Origin of the sequence: Micromonospora sp. WMMD1219, from assembly GCF_049315215.1 — a bacterium.
Taxonomy (GTDB): domain Bacteria; phylum Actinomycetota; class Actinomycetes; order Mycobacteriales; family Micromonosporaceae; genus Micromonospora; species Micromonospora tulbaghiae.
Genome location: NZ_CP186057.1, coordinates 1,485,150 through 1,501,834 on the forward strand (window position 1 = coordinate 1,485,150; position 16,685 = coordinate 1,501,834).

Here is a 16,685-nt window from a genome sequence, read left to right on the forward strand (position 1 = left end):
AGAACAAAGGAGACCCGACCATGGGTACGCGTACCTTCCGCACCGCCGTCGTCCGCACCCCGGGCGGACCCGGCGCGATCGAGATCGTCGACGTCCCGGAGCGCGAGCCGGGGCCCGGCGAGGTCCGGGTGGCCGTCGCCGCGGCGGCGGTCAACCCCGTCGACCTCGGAGTGGCGGGCGGCTTCTTCCACTCGCTGGGGCTGATCGACCAGCCGCACCACACCGGCCTCGGCTGGGACTTCGCCGGCACCGTCGACGCCGCCGGCCCGGGCGTCGACCTGACCGCCGGCACCCGGGTCGCCGGTCTGGTGGTCGGGTTCGACCGCGACTACGGCACGTACGCCGAACAGCTCGTCGTGCCCGCGGCCGACCTCGCCGTCGTACCCGATGATCTGGACCTGGTGGCGGCGGCGACAGTGCCGCTCAACGGCCTGGCCGCGGCGCAGGTCGTCGATCTGCTCGGCGAGCCGCCCGCCGGCGGCCGGCTGCTGGTCACCGGCGCGGCCGGCGCGGTCGGCGGCTACGTCCTCGCGCTCGCCCCGGCCCGGGGATGGCGGGTGACCGGCCTGGCGCGGGCCGCGGACGAGAAGTTCGTCCGCAGCCTCGGCGCCGACTTCACCACCGCCGCCGAACCGGGCTGGGACGCGGTCGCCGACGCGGCCGCCTGGCAGGAGCGGGCGCTCGCCCTGGTCCGCGACGGCGGCGCGTTCGTCGGCGTGCGGCCCAACGCGCAGCCGGCCGCCGAGCGCGGCGTCACCGTCCGCGTGATCGAGACCCGCGCCGACGGGGTACGCCTCGCCGACCTGCTCGCCCGCACCGCGGCCGGTGAACTGCCGGCCCGGGTGCACGCGGTCCTGCCGCTGGACCGGGCCGCGGACGCGCACCGGGCGATGGCCGCGGGCGGGGTACGCGGGCGCTACGTGCTGCGCCCCTGAGCGCCGCGCGCCCGGTCCAGCACCTCCTCGACGGTGAGCGGGCTGCGCGGATGGTGGGTGAGCGACAGCGGGGTGCGGATCTTGCGGGGCGCGGCGCCCTCGGCTGCGAGGTAGAACTCGCCCACCGTCAGGCGGGAGATGTCCGGCACGTCGCCGCCCTTCGCCCGGGCCATCTCGCGGGCCGCCTCGATCTGGATCGGGCTGTTCATCAGACCGTAGAGCTGGGTCGCCGCGTTGCCGGGGATGCGGTTGTGCAGCCCTTTCGGCGCCTGGGTGGCGAAGATCAGCCCGAGTCCGTACTTGCGGGCCTGGGCGGCGAGCGCCAGCGTGCTCTGGGTGCACGCGGTCATCGCTCCGGACGGGGCGAACGTCTGCGCCTCGTCCATGATGAGCAGCCCGAGCAGCGGGCGGTCACCGGCCGGGTTCTTCTTGATCCAGGCGAACAACGCCATCTGGAGCTGGTTGACGAAGCTCTGCCGTACGTCGTCGGACGGCAGGCCCACCAGGCTGACCACGGAGACGCGGGCCCGCTTGCCGGGTGCGGGGGTGAGGAGCACGCCGGGGTCCATCGGTGTGCCCTCACCGCCGAACAGCGGGTCGTTCACCATGGCGGCGGTCAGGGTCTGCGCCAGGCTGAGGCCGATCTTGTCGGCGTCGTCCAGGTCGATGATCCCGTCCGGCAGGTCGGCGAGCGTGTCGACGACGCCCTGCAACCGCGAGCCGCCGCGCCGGCCGTAGTGCTCGACGGCCTTGCGCAGCACGGCCAGCCCGAGGTGCGCCCGGGTGGCCCGGCCGGTCACCATGGCGCGCGGCGCGAGCGACGCGACGGCCGCCTCGACGGCCTCGGCGAACTCGTCCGGATCGTCGCGTACGCCGGTGAAGTCGGGCAGCGGCTGGAAGCTCAGCGGACGGCCCGAGTTGCGGCGCGGCGTCCAGACGACGACGTCGGTGTGCGCGAGGTAGTCCCGGGCCCGGTCCGCGTCGCCCGGTCGCCACTGCGCTGGCGGCTCGGGCCATCCCTCCCCGAGGCGGGCGAGGTCGTTGTTGGGGTCGAGCACGATGGCCGAGACGCCCGCCAGCGCGCACTCCTCGACGATGCGGCGGATGAGGACGGTCTTGCCGGAGCCGGACCCGGCGAAGATCGTGGTGTGCTTGCGCAGCGCCTCCAGCGCCAGCGGCACCGGTTCCCCGTCGTCGTACCCGTGGCCGACAACGAAGGAGGGATCGGCCGGGCCGGTGGCAGCGTTGGCGGGCGGTGCCGGCTCGGCGGGTTCCGGCGGCGGTCCGGCGTCGGTGGTCCAGCGGTCCACATCGGCCAGCGCGTGCTGGAGGAACTTCAGCTCCCGGGTCGGCCGACGCTCGGCCAGCCAGCCCTGAAGGTCCATGGTGGCCTCGGCGAGCATGACCCGCAGCGCGGACAGGATGCGCACATCCTCGTCGTCGAGGCCGAGCGTCTGACCGCCCGCCTCGGTGAACGCGCCGACCGCCTTGCGGGTGGCCGCGCTCGCCGACCAGGCGCGGTTGCGCAGCAGGAACAGCTTCCGTCGGCCCGATCCGGTGTCGAGGGCGGCGGCCACGCTCGCCTTGCGGAGCCGGGCCAGCGCCGCGTTGCCGTGGTGGTCGTCGCCGATCGCCCGGAAACACCAGTGCACCTGGTCCTCGGTGCGCTCGTCGAGCGTGAGCCGCAGCCGGGCGTGCAGCGGCGGGTCGGTGCTCGGCGGCGGATCGACACTGAACGCCTCGCCCGCGTCGCCCCGCTCCAGGATCCAGGCGGTGAGCCCGGCGGCGAGCAGCGGCGGCATCGCCTCGTCCTCGGACGCGCGCCGGAGCGGGCCGGTGACGTCGGCGGCCTCCCGCAGCTCGGCGAACCGGGCGTCGTACCGGTCCATCTCCTCGCCGGTGGCGCTCACCGGGGCGGGCCGCGGCGCGCGCGGCTCCGCCGTGGGCGGCTCGCCGAGCGTGGTCATCTCGCGGACCTGGTCGTCGGCGATGCACTCGCGGATGTGCCGGTCGATCTCGATGAGCAGTTGGCGCGGCGTGAAGGCACCGGCCTCGGCGAAGGCACGCGGGGACACCGGCCACGACGGGTACGGCGGCACGAAACCCGCCTCCCGGTAGCGGAGGGTGAACCGCTTCTCGATGATCGCCCGGGCCAGGTCGGCGTCGTCGATCCGGCGCAGAGGCGAGGCTTCGCGGAACCGGTCGGCCACCGTGTCGGCCGCGGCGGACTTGATGACGGTCCACGAGTTCGGAATGCAGGCGAGCACGGTGAGCGTGCGCCGCGTCGTCTGCCGCAACGCCATCAGGCCGTCCGCCATCCGGGCCAGCATCAGCGCCTGCTCGGGACTCATGGCGGCGGCACCGGCCAGGGCGGGATCGCTCTGGATCGCCAACTGGGCGATGAGCGTGTCGATCTGGTCGATCGCCACGACCGACGGACCGGTGAGGGCGAGCAGCCAGGACAGGTCCTGCACGATCTGCTGGGCCGGGCGCGGACCCCGGCGCATGCCCCAGGCCGCGCGTTCCCCGGCGACCATCTCCTCACCGGAGAGGAAGTAGTTCTCCGCCACGTCGCGGTGGGAGATGTCCTCGGAGGCGCTGAGCGCGAGCGCGCGCGCCGTCTCCTGGCAGGTGCGGGCCGCGTGCCTGTCGAAGTCCCCGAGCCCTTCCAGGAAGGCGTCGAGCGCCGCCCTGGTCAGTTCGGTGTCGCCCATGACGGCCCGGCGCGCCGTGCGTGGTGCCCCCACCATCGCGGACAGCCGCCGCAGCAGCAGTTTGAGCTGCGTCTCGCGACTGCCGGGCACCGGACGGGACAGGCCGTCGAGCATCGCGGCGAGCACGCCGTCCCAGAAGCCACCGGCGTCGAGCAGGCCGACCAGGAAGAAGTAGCCGCCGCGCTCCTGCACCTGCTGGCGGACGACGCCCAGCAGGTGGGTCTTGCCGGATCCGCGCTGGCCCTGGACGACGAGGCCGAGCGGGCTGCCGTGCGGGTTCGACGCGGCCTCGTCCACCCCGGCGAGGACGTCCCGGACGACGGGTACGTGCAGGCCGTCGACGTGGAAGGGCAGCGGGCGCCACACGTCGTCGGGCACCGGCGCCCAGTCGAACCGCAGGGCTGCCAGCGCGTTCCGTTCCGCTTCGTTCATCACACGCCGATCGCCAGCAGGTGGTTCTCCTGCCCGCCGAGGCGGAGCGCGGCAGCGGTGTCCGCCTCGGTGAGCGTCTTCTGGTTCGACTCCGGCGCGATGGTGACGCCCTCGGACCGGCTGAGCTGCCGCAGCGCCTCGTCCAGGTCGTCGCGGGGCACGTCGGCGAAGAACGGTCGCAGGCGCCGCAGGCTCACCCAGGCGCCGGGCTCGTCGGCGAGCGCCCGGTACGCGGCGACCACACGCGCCTCCAGCGACCCGGCCGGCTCGGCGGCGGGCGCGCGCACGTCGGTGAGCGCGAACAGTTCGGCGAGCGTCGCGCACCCGCTGCGCGCCAGGACACGGTCACGCAGGCTCACCTGCAAAGCGGTGAGCGCGGCACCGAGCGCACTCGCGCCCCGCAGCGCGAAGTCCAGGTCGCTCTGCATCCGTACCCAGCCCTTGTCGTCCAATTGCAGGGCGTACGTCGGCCCGCTCTTGCGGCTGGCGACGTAGTGCAGGCGGGTGAGCTTGTCGCGCTGCGGCTTGCGTACGACCAGGCCGTAGCGGTCCCGCAGTTCGGTGCTCAGCACCTCCCGCGCCTCGGCCATGAGCACGACGAGGATCGCGCTCTCGGATGCGGTCAGGTCATCGCCGGCCATGGTGCCGTCCTTCCGCCAGGTCTCGGCGACGTGCCCGCAGATAGGTGCCGATCTGCGTGACCACGGTGCCGACGTCGTGGATTACTCGGGCGTTGGTGAAACGCAGGACGGCGTAGCCGTCCAGTTGCAGCTGGACGTCACGTTGCCGGTCGGCCTCGAAGCGGACCGGGCGGCAGTGCTCCGGGCCGTCGATCTCCACCACGCACCGCTCGTCCGGCCACACTAGATCCAGGCGTACCGGCGCGGAAAGGCGGTGCGACTGGTAGTTCTGGTTCCATCTGCGCCCGGCCGACCAGCTCTGCGCGGCCAGCGCCGCCTCCAGGCGCTTCTCGGCGTCGCTGCCCGGATGCGGCCGGCCCGCCACCGGCGCGTACCCGGCGGGTCCGGCCGGCGGCGCGACGGGGAACGCCGAAAGCCCCTCCAGCCCGGCCGCGCCGGCTCCGGTCAGCCAGACCGGCGGGCCGCCGTGCTGCACGAGCCACGCGCCCCCGGCCGCCACCACCGCGGCGTCGCCGTGGACCGGCTCGACGACCAGCACCACCTTCCGCCGCCCGAACGCGTCGGCCACGAGACGCGCCAGCGCGGCGGCCCCGGCGCGCAACGGGAGCGTCGTGACACTCGGCCGTCGCCCGGTCACCGCGAAGACGGCCAGGTCGGTCAGGAACGAGCCGGGGTAGCGGTCCCGGCGCGAGCGCGCGCCGGCCGCGGCCCGCACGGCGGCGAGTCCGGAGGTGTCCGGGCGGACGTCGTGCGCGGCCTCGGGCAGCCAGGCCGGCAGCAGCTCGACGGCGACCTGTTCGAGCCGGTCCAGCGCGGCATGCACGAAGTCCGCGGGCATGGCGTACGCCGAGGCCGGGCGGTGCACGACGGCGGCCAACTCCGCGTGGTCGCGGGCGATCGTCATGGCGACCGCGTCGGTGTCCGCGCCGGGCAGGGCGACGACGCGGTCGGTCGGCAGACCGGCGAGGACCGGGTCCATGCAGCGTCGACCCTCCCCCACCGTCGCCCCTGAGCGTCGGAGGACCAGAGTACGAATCGTCTTCGGCCGGCGCCAGCCCTGATACGCCGGACGGCGACGAAGCGGCGACGCTCAGGTGATGTCGCGGCGCATCGGCACGACCACGGCGATCGCGGCGGCGGCGACCGCGTACCCGGTCAGCAGCAGGGCGCCGGCCGCCGGTGGCAGGAGGGCGACGGCGTCGCTTCCGAGCTGCGCGGACATCGCGTCGGCGACGTAGGTGAAGTCGGTGAGCGCGGCGGTGGCTCCGCCGGGCAGGAGCGGGTAGATCGCGTTGACGCCGGGGATCATCATCAGGACGGGCTCGGCCAGGTACAGGTAGCCGACGACCACGCACACGGCCGCGATCTGGTTGCGGAGCAGGGCACCCACGCCGGTGCCGACGAGCAGGTAGACCGCCATCGCGACGCCGATGCGGGCGAGTAGCGCCAGCACCGTGGGAGCGGGCAGGCCCAGCGACACGCCACGCACGGCGGCGACCGCGAACAGGGCCACCGCGGCGGAGCCGGCCAGCGCGATCCCGTAGCCGAGGCCGACGATCGCGTGGGTGGCGAGTTTGGCGGCGAGCACCCGCCCTCGGCGCGGCGCGAACAGGAACGTGACGGCGGCGGTGCCGTGCCGGTATTCGGACGTGGCCGCGAGGGCGCCGGCGGCGGCCGGAACGAAGGCGGTGAAGCCGAGGATGCCGAGGATCGACCGCAGGCCCTCCTCGGTGTGCAGTCCGGGCATCGGCGGGTCGAAGTTCTCCGGCCCGACGAGCGCCATCAGCCCGACCAGGCCACCGCCGAGCGCGACGGCGGTGAGCAGCAGCCCGCCCCACATCCGGGTCGCCAGCACCCGGCGTAGTTCCGCTCTGAGCAGGTTCATCGGGCCTCCGCCGGGTCGGTGGTCAGGTCGAGGAAGAGCTGTTCGAGGCTTGTGGTCTCGGTGACCAGCTCGTGGATCCGCAGACGGTGGTCCGCGGCGAGGTCGGCGACGCGTGGCGCGTCCAGTCTGCGTACCCGCAGGCGGCCGGGCCCGGCGGCCTCGACGGACCCGGCGGCGGCCGTCAGCGCGGTGGCCAGGGCGTCCGCGTCCGGCGAGGTGACGAGCACCGTCGGCGGGCCGGTGAGCCGGGACCACGGCCCGGCGGCGACGAGTTCGCCGCGCCGGATCACCACCACGTCGTCCACCACCTGCTGGACCTCGTGCAGGACGTGGCTGGAGACCAGCACGGTGCGGCCCTCGTCGGCGAGCCGGCGCAGCAGGCCGCGCAGCCACGACATGCCTTCCGGGTCCAGGCCGTTCGACGGTTCGTCGAGCAGCAGGACGCGAGGATCGCCGAGCAGCGCCGTGGCGAGGCTGAGCCGTTGGCGCATGCCGGTGGAGAACCCCCGGGTACGACGGTCGGCGGCGTGCGCGAGGCCGAGCAGGTCCAGCAGCTCCGCGACGCGGCTGTCCGGGCAGCCGGCCATCGCGGCGTAGAGGCGCAGGTGGTCACGGGCGGTGTGGCCGGGGTGGAACGCGTTGCCGTCGAACACCGCGCCGACGGTCCGCGACGGCTGGGTCAGCCGGCCGTAGGGCTGTCCGCCGATCGTGGCGGTGCCGCTGGTCGGCGTCACCAGTCCGGTCAGCATGCGCAGCGTGGTGGTCTTGCCGGCGCCGTTCGGGCCGAGGAAGCCGGTGACCGCGCCGGGCCGCACGGTGAAGGTCAGATCGTGTACGGCGGTGACGTCGCCGTAGCGTTTGGTCAGGCCCGACGCCTCGATCGACAGGTGGTCGCCGGTCACGGCCGGCTCCTCGTCGCACGCCCGATCGTCTCGGCAAGGCCTGCCGCGGCCGGGTCGGAGACGACGACCTCGTCGAACTCTCCGCCGGCCGCCGCGCGGTCCAGCACCAGGTGCAGGCCGGGCTGACCCCGCCGGGCCGCCACGAGCTGCCGGGGGCCGCCGAAGATGCCCCAGACGCCGATCTTGGCGAAGCCGGACACCGCGTACCCGCGCCGGGCGCCACGGGCCAGCCGGATCGGCTCGTCCACCGGTGCGGCGTGCCGCACGGCGGCCAGGCGTAGCGCGAACCGCTCCCGCCCGATCCACATCCGTTCCCATCCGGTGAACCGGATGTCGATCACATCGCCGTCGAGGATCACGGAGGCCATCAGTCGTCGCCCTTCGTCGTGTCGGAGTCGTGCGCTGATGTGTGCGTGTCGCCGGGGGCCGCCTGGCGGTCGGCGGGCATCAGGATGGTCGCCAGCAGCCGGGGGATCCGTCCGTCGCCGGGCCCTCTGGCGAGCAACGGGCCGACCAGCGCGTTGAGCCCGGCCGCGAACTCGTGCAGCTCGGCGTCGGTCAGGTGCAGTACGAGCTGCTGGTATCCGACGCCGTCGGCGACGAAGTCGACGGAGTCCCGCGCCAGGTAGCGGGAGAACTCGGACAGCAGGCTCGACACGAACGCGGTGAAGTAGCGCGCGTGGTCCTCCGGCGTCGCCGCCGCCAGGGCCGCCGGGTCCAGCGCCGCGCCGTGCGCGGGCAGCGCGTACACCCGCTCGACGGCGCCGCGGACCTTGCGCTCCTCCACCACGTCGAGCATCCCGGTCTTCACGAGCGTCGCCAGGTGCCGGTAGAGCGTGGCCTGCGGGACGTCGGGCAGCAGCTCGACCAGGTCGTGAGTGGTAACCCGGGCACCCGCGGCCGCGCGCAGGATGCGGATCCGCACCGGGTGCAGTGCGGTCTCCGCCCACCGCTCCATCGACGTCGTCACGCCCTAGACGTTATCACTATCGAGAACGATAATGGTAGGGCGTGGGCAAGAACCGCGGCGGAACGCGGCGGTCAGGCGGGCGGGCGGGTGTGGTGGGCCAGCACTCGCGACAGGAGCCGGGTCAGGTCCGCGCGCTCGTCCGGCGACAGCGGCGCGAGCAGGTCGTCCTGGACGGCGGCGAGCCGCTTCTCCAGCCGCCGCAACTGCCGCCGCCCGGCCGCGGTGATGGTGACGACGTTGCGCCGCCGGTCGGCCGGGTCCGGGCTGCGGGTGACGAACTCCCGCTCGGCGAGTTCGTTGAGCGCCGCCACCACGTCACTGACGTGGATGCCGCTGCGCCGGCCGAGCGCCGCCTGACTGGCCGGCCCGAACTCGTCGAGCGTGGCGAGCAGCCGGAAGTGGTAACCCCGCGCGTCGACAGCGGCGAGGCCGTCGGCGACCAACCGGCCGGCGCGTACGGCGGTCTGGGTGATCAGCCAGCTCGGCAGGCCGGCCAGACGGGTCGGTACGAGGTCCGGCTCCGGGTTCTCCACGTGCCCAGCCTAGCCGTAAAACGTTGGCGTCCCCAACGATCTGCGTTATCGTTGGTCGCGCCAACGTTAGTGGCACCAACGATCGGAGCTACCGTGATCGAGCCGTTCCGCGTCCACGTCCCCCAGGCCGACCTCGACGACCTGGCCGACCGCCTGGCCCGCACCCGCTGGCCCGACGAACTGCCCGGCGCCGGGTGGGACTACGGCATCCCGCTGGCCCGGGTACGGGAGCTGGCCGAGCACTGGCACACCGCGTACGACTGGCGGGAGGCCGAGGCCGAGCTGAACCGGTATCCGCAGTTCACCACCACCATCGACGGGCAGAACATCCACTTCCTGCACGTACGCTCCGCCGACCCGGACGCGCTGCCGCTGATCCTCACCCACGGCTGGCCCGGCTCGGTCGTGGAGTTCCTCGACGTGCTCGGCCCGCTGTCCGAACAGTTCCACCTGGTCGTACCGTCGATCCCGGGGTTCGGTTTCTCCGGCCCGACCCGGGAACGCGGCTGGGACGTCGACCGGGTCGCCCGCGCCTGGGCCGAGCTGATGCGGCGGCTCGGCTACCGGCGGTACGGCGCACAGGGCGGCGACTGGGGTTCGGTCATCTCCACCCGGCTCGGCGGCATCGACCCGGAGCACGTCGTCGGCGTGCACCTCAACTACCTGCCGACGCCCCCGCCACCGGGCTGGACCGGGGAGGCCGGCCTGTCCGACGGGGACCGGGACCGGCTCGCCCGGATCATGCGGCTCAAGACGCAGCGGCACCCCCACCAGGTGCTCTACGCCAGCCGGCCGCAGACCGTGTCGTACGCGCTCAACGACTCCCCCGTCGGGCAGCTGGCGTGGATCGCCGAGAAGTTCACCGAGTGGGCCGACCCGCGATCGGCGGTCGGCGTCGACCGCGTCCTCACCGACGTCTCGGTCTACTGGTTCACCCGCACGGCCGCCTCGTCCGCCCGGCTGGTGCGGGAGAGCGCGTTCGGTGGCCCGCCCGCGCCCTGCCCGCCCCCGCTCGGCGTCGCCGTGTTCGCGCACGACATCACCCGGGCCGTACGGCCGATCGCCGAGCTGACGTACACGATCCGGCAGTGGAGCGAGTTCGACCGGGGTGGTCACTTCGCCGCCCTGGAGGTGCCGGAGCTGTTCGCCGACGACGTCCGGTCGTTCTTCCGGAACCTGCGATGACGGCGGTGCTCAGCCCATGGCCGCCGCGAACATGCCCGGCTCGTACGAGCCGCCGCGCTGGTGCACGAGCACCGCGAACCGGTTCGCCGCGTTGATCAGCCCGAGCAGGCAGACCAGCGCGGCGACCTGGTCGTCGTCGTAGTGCTTGCGCACCTGCTCCCACGTCTCGTCGGACACGCCCTGATGGGCGTCGGCGAGCCGGGTGCCCTCCTCGGCGAACGCCAGCGCCGCGCACTCGGCCTCGGTGAACACTGTCGACTCGCGCCAGGCGGCGACCAGGTTCAGCCGGACCGCGCTCTCGCCCCCGGCCACCGCCTCCTTGGTGTGCATGTCGATGCACCAGCCGCAGCCGTTGATCTGGCTGGCCCGCAGCGACACCAGCTCCTGCACGGCGCGGGGCAGCGACGACTGGTGGATCATCAGGCCCGCACCGGCGAAGCGCTTCATGAACATCGCCGAGACCGGGTTCTCGAACAGGTTGAATCGGGTCTGCATGGTTGCGCCCTCTCTGCTGGGGTGGGTGTGGGACGAACACGAGATGCCGGGGACGCGTCCGGCGTGACGACGACGCCGGGTGAGGACCGCCACAGCGACCGGATGTCACACGGCAGCGGTGGCCGGCGTCTGGTGGGGAACGCAGCCGAGCAGCGAAGGAGCCAGCCATGGCGGACCCGGCCACCGAGGACTTCCTGGCGCACCGGAACCTGCTCTTCACAGTCGCGTACGAGATGCTCGGCTCCGCCGCCGACGCGGAGGACGTGGTGCAGGAGACCTGGCTGCGCTGGGCCGGCGTGGACCTCGACGAGATTCGGGACCGCCGCGCCTACCTGGTCCGGATCACCACCCGGCAGGCGCTGTCCCGGCTGCGCACGCTGGGCCGGCGCAAGGAGTCGTACGTCGGCTCGTGGCTGCCCGAGCCGCTGCTCACCGCGCCCGACGTGGCCGACGACGTGGCGCTCGCGGAGAGCGTGTCGATGGCGATGCTGCTGGTGCTGGAGACGCTCACGCCGACCGAGCGGGCCGTGTTCGTGCTGCGGGAGGTGTTCGACGTCGGCTACGACGAGATCGCCGAGACGGTCGAGCGGAGTCCCGTCGCCGTACGGCAGATCGCGCACCGGGCGCGGGCCCACGTCGCGGCGCGCCGCCCTCGGCGTACCGTCCCGGCGGCCGAGGCCCGCGACGCCCTGGACGCGTTCCGGCGGGCGGTCGAGACCGGCGACCTGGACGGGCTGCTCCGCGTCCTGTCGGCGGACGCGGTGCTCGTCGGCGACGGCGGCGGGATCAAGCAGGCGATCGCCCGGCCGGTCACCGGCGGAGACAAGGTGGCCCGGCTGCTCGCGGGCGGCTGGCGCCGGGTCGCCGCCGTGGCGTCAATCGAGCCGGCGCAGGTCAACGGCTACCCGGCGCTGCTGGTACGCCTCGACGGCGAGCTGGACACCGTCGTCGCGGTACGCCTCGACGACGGCCTGATCAGCGGGCTCTACGCGGTGCGCAACCCGGAGAAGCTGTCCCACATGACCCGGGAGACCACGCTGCGCCGGTGAGCAAGCGATCGTGCGACCATCGCCGGATGAGCAGCCCCGACTCCCCCGACGTGAGCGCCCTCGCCATCAACGTGACGGTGCCGGAGGAGTTGCGCTGGACCGACACCCGGCGCGGCGAGGAGTTCACGCTGACCACGCTCAACATCCGGCTGCTGCCGGACGGGCGCCTCGCCGCGAAGGCGTACGGCCGGCCCACGGCGGGCGGACGCGGCGCGTACGTGTCGTTCCGGGTACCCGACCGGCCGGAGCTGGCCGCGCTCGTGGCGGCGGCGGCCGACCGGGCCGCCGCGCTGTGGGCCGCGCACGGCGGCCTGGACTGACGACGACGGGTCAGCGGCGGACGCCCACCCCGCCGTACCCGTGCGACACCGCGGCCTGCGGTTCCCCGTCGGGCCGCCAGTCCGCCACCCTGACCAGGCCCGGTTCGACCAGCTCGTACCCGTCGAAGAAGCGGGCCACCTCGTCGCGGCTGCGGGGCACCAGCGGGGAGCTGCTGCGGCGGTAGATCGCCGTGCCCTGCTCGGTGGGCAGCGTCGGCAGGCCGTCCAGGGTGAGGTGGGACAGCGCGAGCACGCTGCCCGGCACCGTGGCGTCACGCAGCTTCGCCACCGCCGCGTACGGGTCGTCGGCGTCCGGCACGAAGTGCAGCACCGCGAGCAGCAGCACCGCGACCGGCTCGCTCAGGTCGATGGTGGCCCGCAGCGTCGGGTCGGCCAGCAGCTCGCCGGGACGCCGAAGGTCGCCCTGGAGCACCACGGTGCGGCCGTCGGTGGGCAGCAACCGCCGGGCGTACGCGACCGCGACCTCGTCGTGGTCGGCGTAGACCACCCGGGCGTCGGGGCGGATCGCGCGGACCACCTCGTGCACGTTGCCCTGGGTCGGCAGGCCGGCGCCGATGTCGAGGAACTGGCGTACGCCCTGCTCGGCCGCCCAGCGCACGACCCGGCGCAGGAACGCGCGGTTGCTCTGCGCGGCGACGCCGGTGTCCGGGAAGATCTTCAGGATCTCCTCGGCGGCGGCCCGGTCGGCGGCGAAGTTGTGGCAGCCGCCGAGGTAGTAGTCGTACATGCGGGCGACATTGGGTCGGTTCTCAGCCTCCGTCACCCCTCGATGTCTAGCACTCTGGGCGACACACCGCTGACCCGTCGTGTCGACGATCCGGCCGATCCCGGTCTTCACCTGGTACGACGGTGGGACACGCCGGCGCGAGGAGGTACGGATGACAGGTGGACGGGAGACCGTGGAGGTCGAGCCGGTGGTGTTCCGCGCCGTCTACGACTCGCCCGCGTCACTGCCCGGGCGGCACCGGTGGACCACCCCGGAGGCGGACGTGCGACGGCTGGAGAAGCTGCTGAACATGCCGGCGCGCAGCATCGGCGCGCCGCTGTGGGTCAGCGGCGACGAGCCGGACTGCCCGAAGTGCGGGCGGCGGGTCACCTGGTACGACATCGTCGCGTCCGCGCTGCACGGCGTGCACGACCACACGATGATCGCGCGGGTGATCCTCGGCGAACGCAAGTACGTGAACACCGAGGTGCCGGACGCGATCCCCGGTGTCCACTGTGCCGACTGCCGCACCCCGATCACCGGGCTGCGCAGCTTCAAGTGCCACAACTGGGCGTACGCGTTCGAGGCGCTGGAGGAGGTCGTCGCCCGGATGTCCGGCCTGCCGGTTCAGTCGTCGCCGGCTGTTTCCTGAGCGCGCCGTTCCGGACGGCGGCCGGGTGGGGCCTGCGGCTCGGGGCCGGGATCGGGCACCGGCGGCATCGGCCGGGTGACCGGCTCGTCGCCGGTGACCCGGAGCTGTTCGCCGTGGTGCCACAGCTCCACCGCGTCGCCCGGCCCCGCGTCCGTCAGCTCGTAGCGGGCCTCCCGCGGCGTGAGCGTGACCCGTAGCCGGTGCCCCTGCCGGCGCAGGTGGAACACGAGCCGGGTGATCGGCCGGGGCAGGCGCGGCTCGAACGCGAGCACGCCCCGGTCGTCGCGCAGCCCGCCGAAACCCTGCGCCACCACCAGCCAGGCGCCGGCCAGGGACGCCAGGTGCAGCCCGTCGGCGGTCTTGTCGCCGAGGTCCGCGAGGTCCTGGAGCGCCGTCTCGGCGAACAGGTCGTACGCCAGGTCGAGGTGCCCGACCTCGGCGGCGAGGATCGCCTGCGCGGACGCCGACAGCGACGAGTCCCGGACGGTCCGCGCCTCGTAGTAGGCGACGTTGCGCGTCTTCTCCTCGGCGGTGAACTCCACCGGGCAGCGCAGCATGGCCAGCACCAGGTCGGCCTGCTTGACCACCTGCTTGCGGTACAGCTCCTGGTAGGGGAAGTGCAGCAGCAGCGGGTAGTCGTCCTCGCCGGTGCCGGCGAAGTCCCACTCCGGCTGCGCGGTGAAACCGGCCGACTGCTCGTGCACGCCGCGCTTGCCGTCGTACGGGACGAACATCGCGTCGGCGGCGGCCCGCCAGCCGGCCACCTCGGCGGCGTCGACGCCGAGCCGCGCGGCCACCTCCGGGCACTGTTCCGCGGCGTCGGCGGCGCCGCGCAGGTTGCGCCGGGCCATCAGGTTGGTGAAGACGTTGTCGTCGACCAGCGCGGAATACTCGTCCGGGCCGGTGACGCCGGTCAGGTGGAACGCGCCGCCGTCGTCGAAGTGGCCGTATCCGTGCCAGAGCCGGGCGGTCTCGATCAGCACTTCCGCGCCGCACTCGGCGAGGAACGCGGTGTCGCCGGTGGTCGCCACGTACCGGAGCACCGCGTCGGCGATGTCCGCGTTGACGTGCAGGCCCGCGCTGCCCGCAGGCCAGTAGCCGGAGCACTCCCGGCCGCTGAGCGTCCGCCACGGGTAGGTGGCGCCGGTCAGGCGCAGCTCGGCCGCCCGCTCGCGGGCCTCGGGCAGGTGGGCGTGCCGCCAGCGCAGCGCCGAGCGGGCCAGCTCCGGCGCCAGGTACGTCAGCACCGGCAGCACGTAGCCCTCGGTGTCCCAGAGCACGTGCCCGTCGTAGCCGTTGCCGGTCAGTCCCTTGGCGGGGATGGTCCGGTCGCCGTCGGCGCGGCCGGACTGGAGCAGGTGGAACACCGAGAACCGGACCGCGAGCTGCAGTTCCGGGTCGCCGTCCAGCTCGACGTCGGCGGTGGCCCACGCCGCGTCGAGCGCGGCGCGCTGCTCGGTGAGCAGGGCGTCGAACCCGTCGTTCCGGGCCGTGTCCGCCTCCGCGACGACCAGGTCGGCCAGCTCACCGGCCGGGGTGCCGTCGGCGTCGGCGCACTCGTACGCGGCGAACCGGGTGACCCGGATGCGCTCGCCCTGGCGTACCGGACCGGACAGCGCCAGCCGGAACCGGTCGGCGGTCAGCTCGGTGTCGGTGGCGATCTCGTCGGGCGCCTCGACCCGGTGCGCGACGGCGACGGCGACCCGCTGGCCGCTGCGCCCGGTGCGGTGCACGAGCACGCCGTCGAGGCCGTCGTCGCGGCGGATCTCGCCGGTGAGCGGGTCGTGGATCACCGAGGCGGCCCGGGGGTCGTCGGCGCGTTCCGGCACCCGCTGGTTGGCGAGCAGGTCGGCGCCGATCCGCAGCCGGACCGGCTCGTCCAGCGGCTCGACCACCCAGTCGACGGCGGCGACCGGACGGCGGGTCAGCGAGACCAGGCGGGTGCTGCGGATGCGGACGCCCCGGCCGCCGGGCGAGACCCATTCGGTCTCCCGGCGGACCACCCCGGCGCGCAGGTCCAGTTCCTGGTGGTGCCGCCGGATCGTGCCGGTCCGCAGGTCCAGCGGCTCGTCGTCGACCCAGAGCCGGATCAGGGCGGCGTTCGGCGCGCTGATCACGGTGTCGCTGCGTTCCGGGAACGCGTACCCGCTCTCCGGGTAGGTCAGGTCGTGCTGCTCGTGGAACCCGTTGAGGTAGCTGCCCGGCATCCCGCAGGGCTCGCCCTCGTCGAGCGTCCCGCGCCAGCCCACCCAGCCGTTGGCGAGCGCGAAGACGGACTCGGTCTCGCCCAGCCGGTCCAGGTCCGCGCTCGTGCGCCGGATCCGCCAACCGTCGTCGCCGTGCGGCACGTGCCCTCCCGAGTCCGAAGCCTGGACCGCCACCGAACCAGACCCGGCTGGGAGGTGGCTGGGACTCCGATACCCGTGGCGACGCCCACCCGCACCTGCGGGTGGCGGATCACACGGTGACGAGCACCAGCGCGGCGGCGGTGCCGAGCACCAGGAACGGCCCGAACGGCAGATGCCCGGACCAGCGGACCCGTCGGGCGGCGAGCAGCACCACCCCGGCCAGCCCGGCGAGGACGAGCGCGAGCACCAGCCCGGCCACCAGCACCGGCCATCCGTACCAGCCGAGCAGCGCGCCCGCCCCCAGCCCCAGCTTGGCGTCGCCGAGGCCGAAGCCCCGCCGCCCGAGCAGCAGCGTGGTGGCGGCGAACCCGCCGCCGAGCACCAGCCCGGCCAGGACCGCGCGGATCCACGGGTCCGCGCCCGGACCGGTCAGTGCGGCCACCCCGAGCAGCACCCAGGCGCCGGCCGCCGCCGGCCAGGTGAGCCGGTCGGGCAGCCGGTGCGCCATCGCGTCCACGATCGTCATCGGCACCGCCCAGACCAGCCACCAGGCCAGTGCCAGGCGCGCGGCGGGCGCGCCGCCGGCGAGCACCGGCACCGCCACCGCGAGCAGCAGTGCCACCTCCACCACTGCGGGTGCCGCGCCGACCCGGGCCCGGCAGGCCGGGCAGCGGGCGGCGGGGCCGAGCGCCGGCAGCGGCCGGTCCAGCCCGATCGGGGCGCCGCAGCCGCCGCACCCCGTCCGGTCCGGAGACCCCGGGGGTACGGCGTAGCGCGCCACCGCCAGCCGGAGCAGGGGTACGACCGTCAGGGCGGCGATCAGCCGGGCGTTCGGACGGCGGGCATCGGTCACCCGTCCGGTGCGCCGTACCCGTTCAGCCGTCATGCCGGCTCCCC

Annotated in this window: 17 protein-coding genes; 5 read left to right on the forward strand and 12 right to left on the reverse strand. The window is 74.1% G+C overall.

Going from position 1 to position 16,685, the window contains the following annotated elements; translation table 11 throughout:
* Positions 1–20 precede the first annotated feature (20 nt).
* Entirely contained in the window at positions 21–935 is a 915-nt protein-coding gene (locus tag ACN27C_RS07125; RefSeq protein WP_422750763.1) for an alcohol dehydrogenase catalytic domain-containing protein, read from the forward strand.
* On the opposite strand, the gene ACN27C_RS07130 is transcribed toward ACN27C_RS07125, so the two are convergent.
* From ACN27C_RS07130 to ACN27C_RS07165, 8 genes are all read right to left on the reverse strand, one after another.
* A complete protein-coding gene (locus tag ACN27C_RS07130) occupies positions 917–4,081 on the reverse strand; it encodes an ATP-binding protein (protein ID WP_422750764.1) in 3,165 nt (1,054 codons plus the stop codon). The two genes, ACN27C_RS07125 and ACN27C_RS07130, sit on opposite strands and share 19 nt — an antisense overlap.
* Positions 4,081–4,722 carry a hypothetical protein gene (locus ACN27C_RS07135; RefSeq protein WP_422750765.1) on the reverse strand — a complete coding sequence of 214 codons (642 nt, stop codon included), beginning with the start codon at positions 4,720–4,722 and terminating at the stop codon, positions 4,081–4,083. The genes ACN27C_RS07130 and ACN27C_RS07135 overlap by 1 nt, the downstream gene beginning before the upstream one ends.
* Positions 4,709–5,701 (reverse strand): endonuclease domain-containing protein, encoded by a 993-nt coding sequence (locus ACN27C_RS07140; RefSeq protein WP_422750766.1) that lies wholly within the window; start codon positions 5,699–5,701, stop codon positions 4,709–4,711. The genes ACN27C_RS07135 and ACN27C_RS07140 overlap by 14 nt, the downstream gene beginning before the upstream one ends.
* A 111-nt stretch (positions 5,702–5,812) precedes the next feature.
* Positions 5,813–6,607 (reverse strand): ABC transporter permease, encoded by a 795-nt coding sequence (locus ACN27C_RS07145; protein WP_121686285.1) that lies wholly within the window; start codon positions 6,605–6,607, stop codon positions 5,813–5,815.
* Positions 6,604–7,509 (reverse strand): ABC transporter ATP-binding protein, encoded by a 906-nt coding sequence (locus ACN27C_RS07150; protein ID WP_422750767.1) that lies wholly within the window; start codon positions 7,507–7,509, stop codon positions 6,604–6,606. Before ACN27C_RS07150 ends, ACN27C_RS07145 begins: the two co-directional genes overlap by 4 nt.
* Complete coding sequence (locus ACN27C_RS07155) at positions 7,506–7,877, reverse strand: hypothetical protein (RefSeq protein WP_302904662.1); 372 nt, start codon at positions 7,875–7,877, stop codon at positions 7,506–7,508. The genes ACN27C_RS07150 and ACN27C_RS07155 overlap by 4 nt, the downstream gene beginning before the upstream one ends.
* Entirely contained in the window at positions 7,877–8,479 is a 603-nt protein-coding gene (locus ACN27C_RS07160; protein ID WP_357898202.1) for a helix-turn-helix domain-containing protein, read from the reverse strand. The genes ACN27C_RS07155 and ACN27C_RS07160 overlap by 1 nt, the downstream gene beginning before the upstream one ends.
* 71 nt (positions 8,480–8,550) lie before the next feature.
* Positions 8,551–9,012 (reverse strand): MarR family winged helix-turn-helix transcriptional regulator, encoded by a 462-nt coding sequence (locus ACN27C_RS07165; protein ID WP_302904664.1) that lies wholly within the window; start codon positions 9,010–9,012, stop codon positions 8,551–8,553.
* Positions 9,013–9,105: 93 nt separating this feature from the next.
* Between ACN27C_RS07165 and ACN27C_RS07170 the strand changes: the two genes are divergently transcribed.
* Positions 9,106–10,197: an epoxide hydrolase family protein gene (locus ACN27C_RS07170; protein WP_422750768.1), complete on the forward strand. Its 1,092-nt coding sequence runs from the start codon at positions 9,106–9,108 to the stop codon at positions 10,195–10,197.
* A gap of 9 nt (positions 10,198–10,206) precedes the next feature.
* Here ACN27C_RS07170 and ACN27C_RS07175 read toward each other — a convergent pair whose 3' ends face one another.
* Positions 10,207–10,692 (reverse strand): carboxymuconolactone decarboxylase family protein, encoded by a 486-nt coding sequence (locus ACN27C_RS07175; protein ID WP_422750769.1) that lies wholly within the window; start codon positions 10,690–10,692, stop codon positions 10,207–10,209.
* Between the two features lie 167 nt (positions 10,693–10,859).
* On the opposite strand from ACN27C_RS07175, the gene ACN27C_RS07180 reads away from it, so the two are divergent.
* Complete coding sequence (locus tag ACN27C_RS07180) at positions 10,860–11,741, forward strand: RNA polymerase sigma-70 factor (RefSeq protein WP_121686277.1); 882 nt, start codon at positions 10,860–10,862, stop codon at positions 11,739–11,741.
* Between the two features lie 26 nt (positions 11,742–11,767).
* On the forward strand, positions 11,768–12,061 hold the full coding sequence (locus ACN27C_RS07185) for a hypothetical protein (protein WP_121686276.1): 294 nt from the start codon (positions 11,768–11,770) through the stop codon (positions 12,059–12,061).
* A 10-nt stretch (positions 12,062–12,071) separates the two neighbouring features.
* On the opposite strand, the gene ACN27C_RS07190 is transcribed toward ACN27C_RS07185, so the two are convergent.
* Positions 12,072–12,845 (reverse strand): SAM-dependent methyltransferase, encoded by a 774-nt coding sequence (locus ACN27C_RS07190; RefSeq protein ID WP_422750770.1) that lies wholly within the window; start codon positions 12,843–12,845, stop codon positions 12,072–12,074.
* A 115-nt stretch (positions 12,846–12,960) separates the two neighbouring features.
* Here ACN27C_RS07190 and ACN27C_RS07195 point away from each other — a divergent pair, with 115 nt between their 5' ends.
* Positions 12,961–13,440, forward strand: a complete 480-nt coding sequence (locus ACN27C_RS07195) for a hypothetical protein (protein ID WP_422750771.1) — start codon at positions 12,961–12,963, stop codon at positions 13,438–13,440.
* Here ACN27C_RS07195 and ACN27C_RS07200 read toward each other — a convergent pair.
* On the reverse strand, positions 13,416–15,788 hold the full coding sequence (locus tag ACN27C_RS07200; protein WP_422750772.1) for a glycoside hydrolase family 65 protein: 2,373 nt from the start codon (positions 15,786–15,788) through the stop codon (positions 13,416–13,418). The two genes, ACN27C_RS07195 and ACN27C_RS07200, sit on opposite strands and share 25 nt — an antisense overlap.
* 109 nt (positions 15,789–15,897) lie before the next feature.
* Positions 15,898–16,674, reverse strand: a complete 777-nt coding sequence (locus ACN27C_RS07205; RefSeq protein ID WP_422750773.1) for a prepilin peptidase — start codon at positions 16,672–16,674, stop codon at positions 15,898–15,900.
* Positions 16,675–16,685: the final 11 nt, after the last annotated feature.

Coding starts and splice junctions, on each gene's coding strand:
- ACN27C_RS07125 (WP_422750763.1), top strand. CDS start 21: ATGGGTACGCGTACCTTCCGCACCGCCGTCGTCCGCACCCCGGGCGGA.
- ACN27C_RS07130 (WP_422750764.1), bottom strand. CDS start 4,081: ATGAACGAAGCGGAACGGAACGCGCTGGCAGCCCTGCGGTTCGACTGG.
- ACN27C_RS07135 (WP_422750765.1), bottom strand. CDS start 4,722: ATGGCCGGCGATGACCTGACCGCATCCGAGAGCGCGATCCTCGTCGTG.
- ACN27C_RS07140 (WP_422750766.1), bottom strand. CDS start 5,701: ATGGACCCGGTCCTCGCCGGTCTGCCGACCGACCGCGTCGTCGCCCTG.
- ACN27C_RS07145 (WP_121686285.1), bottom strand. CDS start 6,607: ATGAACCTGCTCAGAGCGGAACTACGCCGGGTGCTGGCGACCCGGATG.
- ACN27C_RS07155 (WP_302904662.1), bottom strand. CDS start 7,877: ATGGCCTCCGTGATCCTCGACGGCGATGTGATCGACATCCGGTTCACC.
- ACN27C_RS07175 (WP_422750769.1), bottom strand. CDS start 10,692: ATGCAGACCCGATTCAACCTGTTCGAGAACCCGGTCTCGGCGATGTTC.
- ACN27C_RS07180 (WP_121686277.1), top strand. CDS start 10,860: ATGGCGGACCCGGCCACCGAGGACTTCCTGGCGCACCGGAACCTGCTC.
- ACN27C_RS07185 (WP_121686276.1), top strand. CDS start 11,768: ATGAGCAGCCCCGACTCCCCCGACGTGAGCGCCCTCGCCATCAACGTG.
- ACN27C_RS07195 (WP_422750771.1), top strand. CDS start 12,961: ATGACAGGTGGACGGGAGACCGTGGAGGTCGAGCCGGTGGTGTTCCGC.
- ACN27C_RS07205 (WP_422750773.1), bottom strand. CDS start 16,674: ATGACGGCTGAACGGGTACGGCGCACCGGACGGGTGACCGATGCCCGC.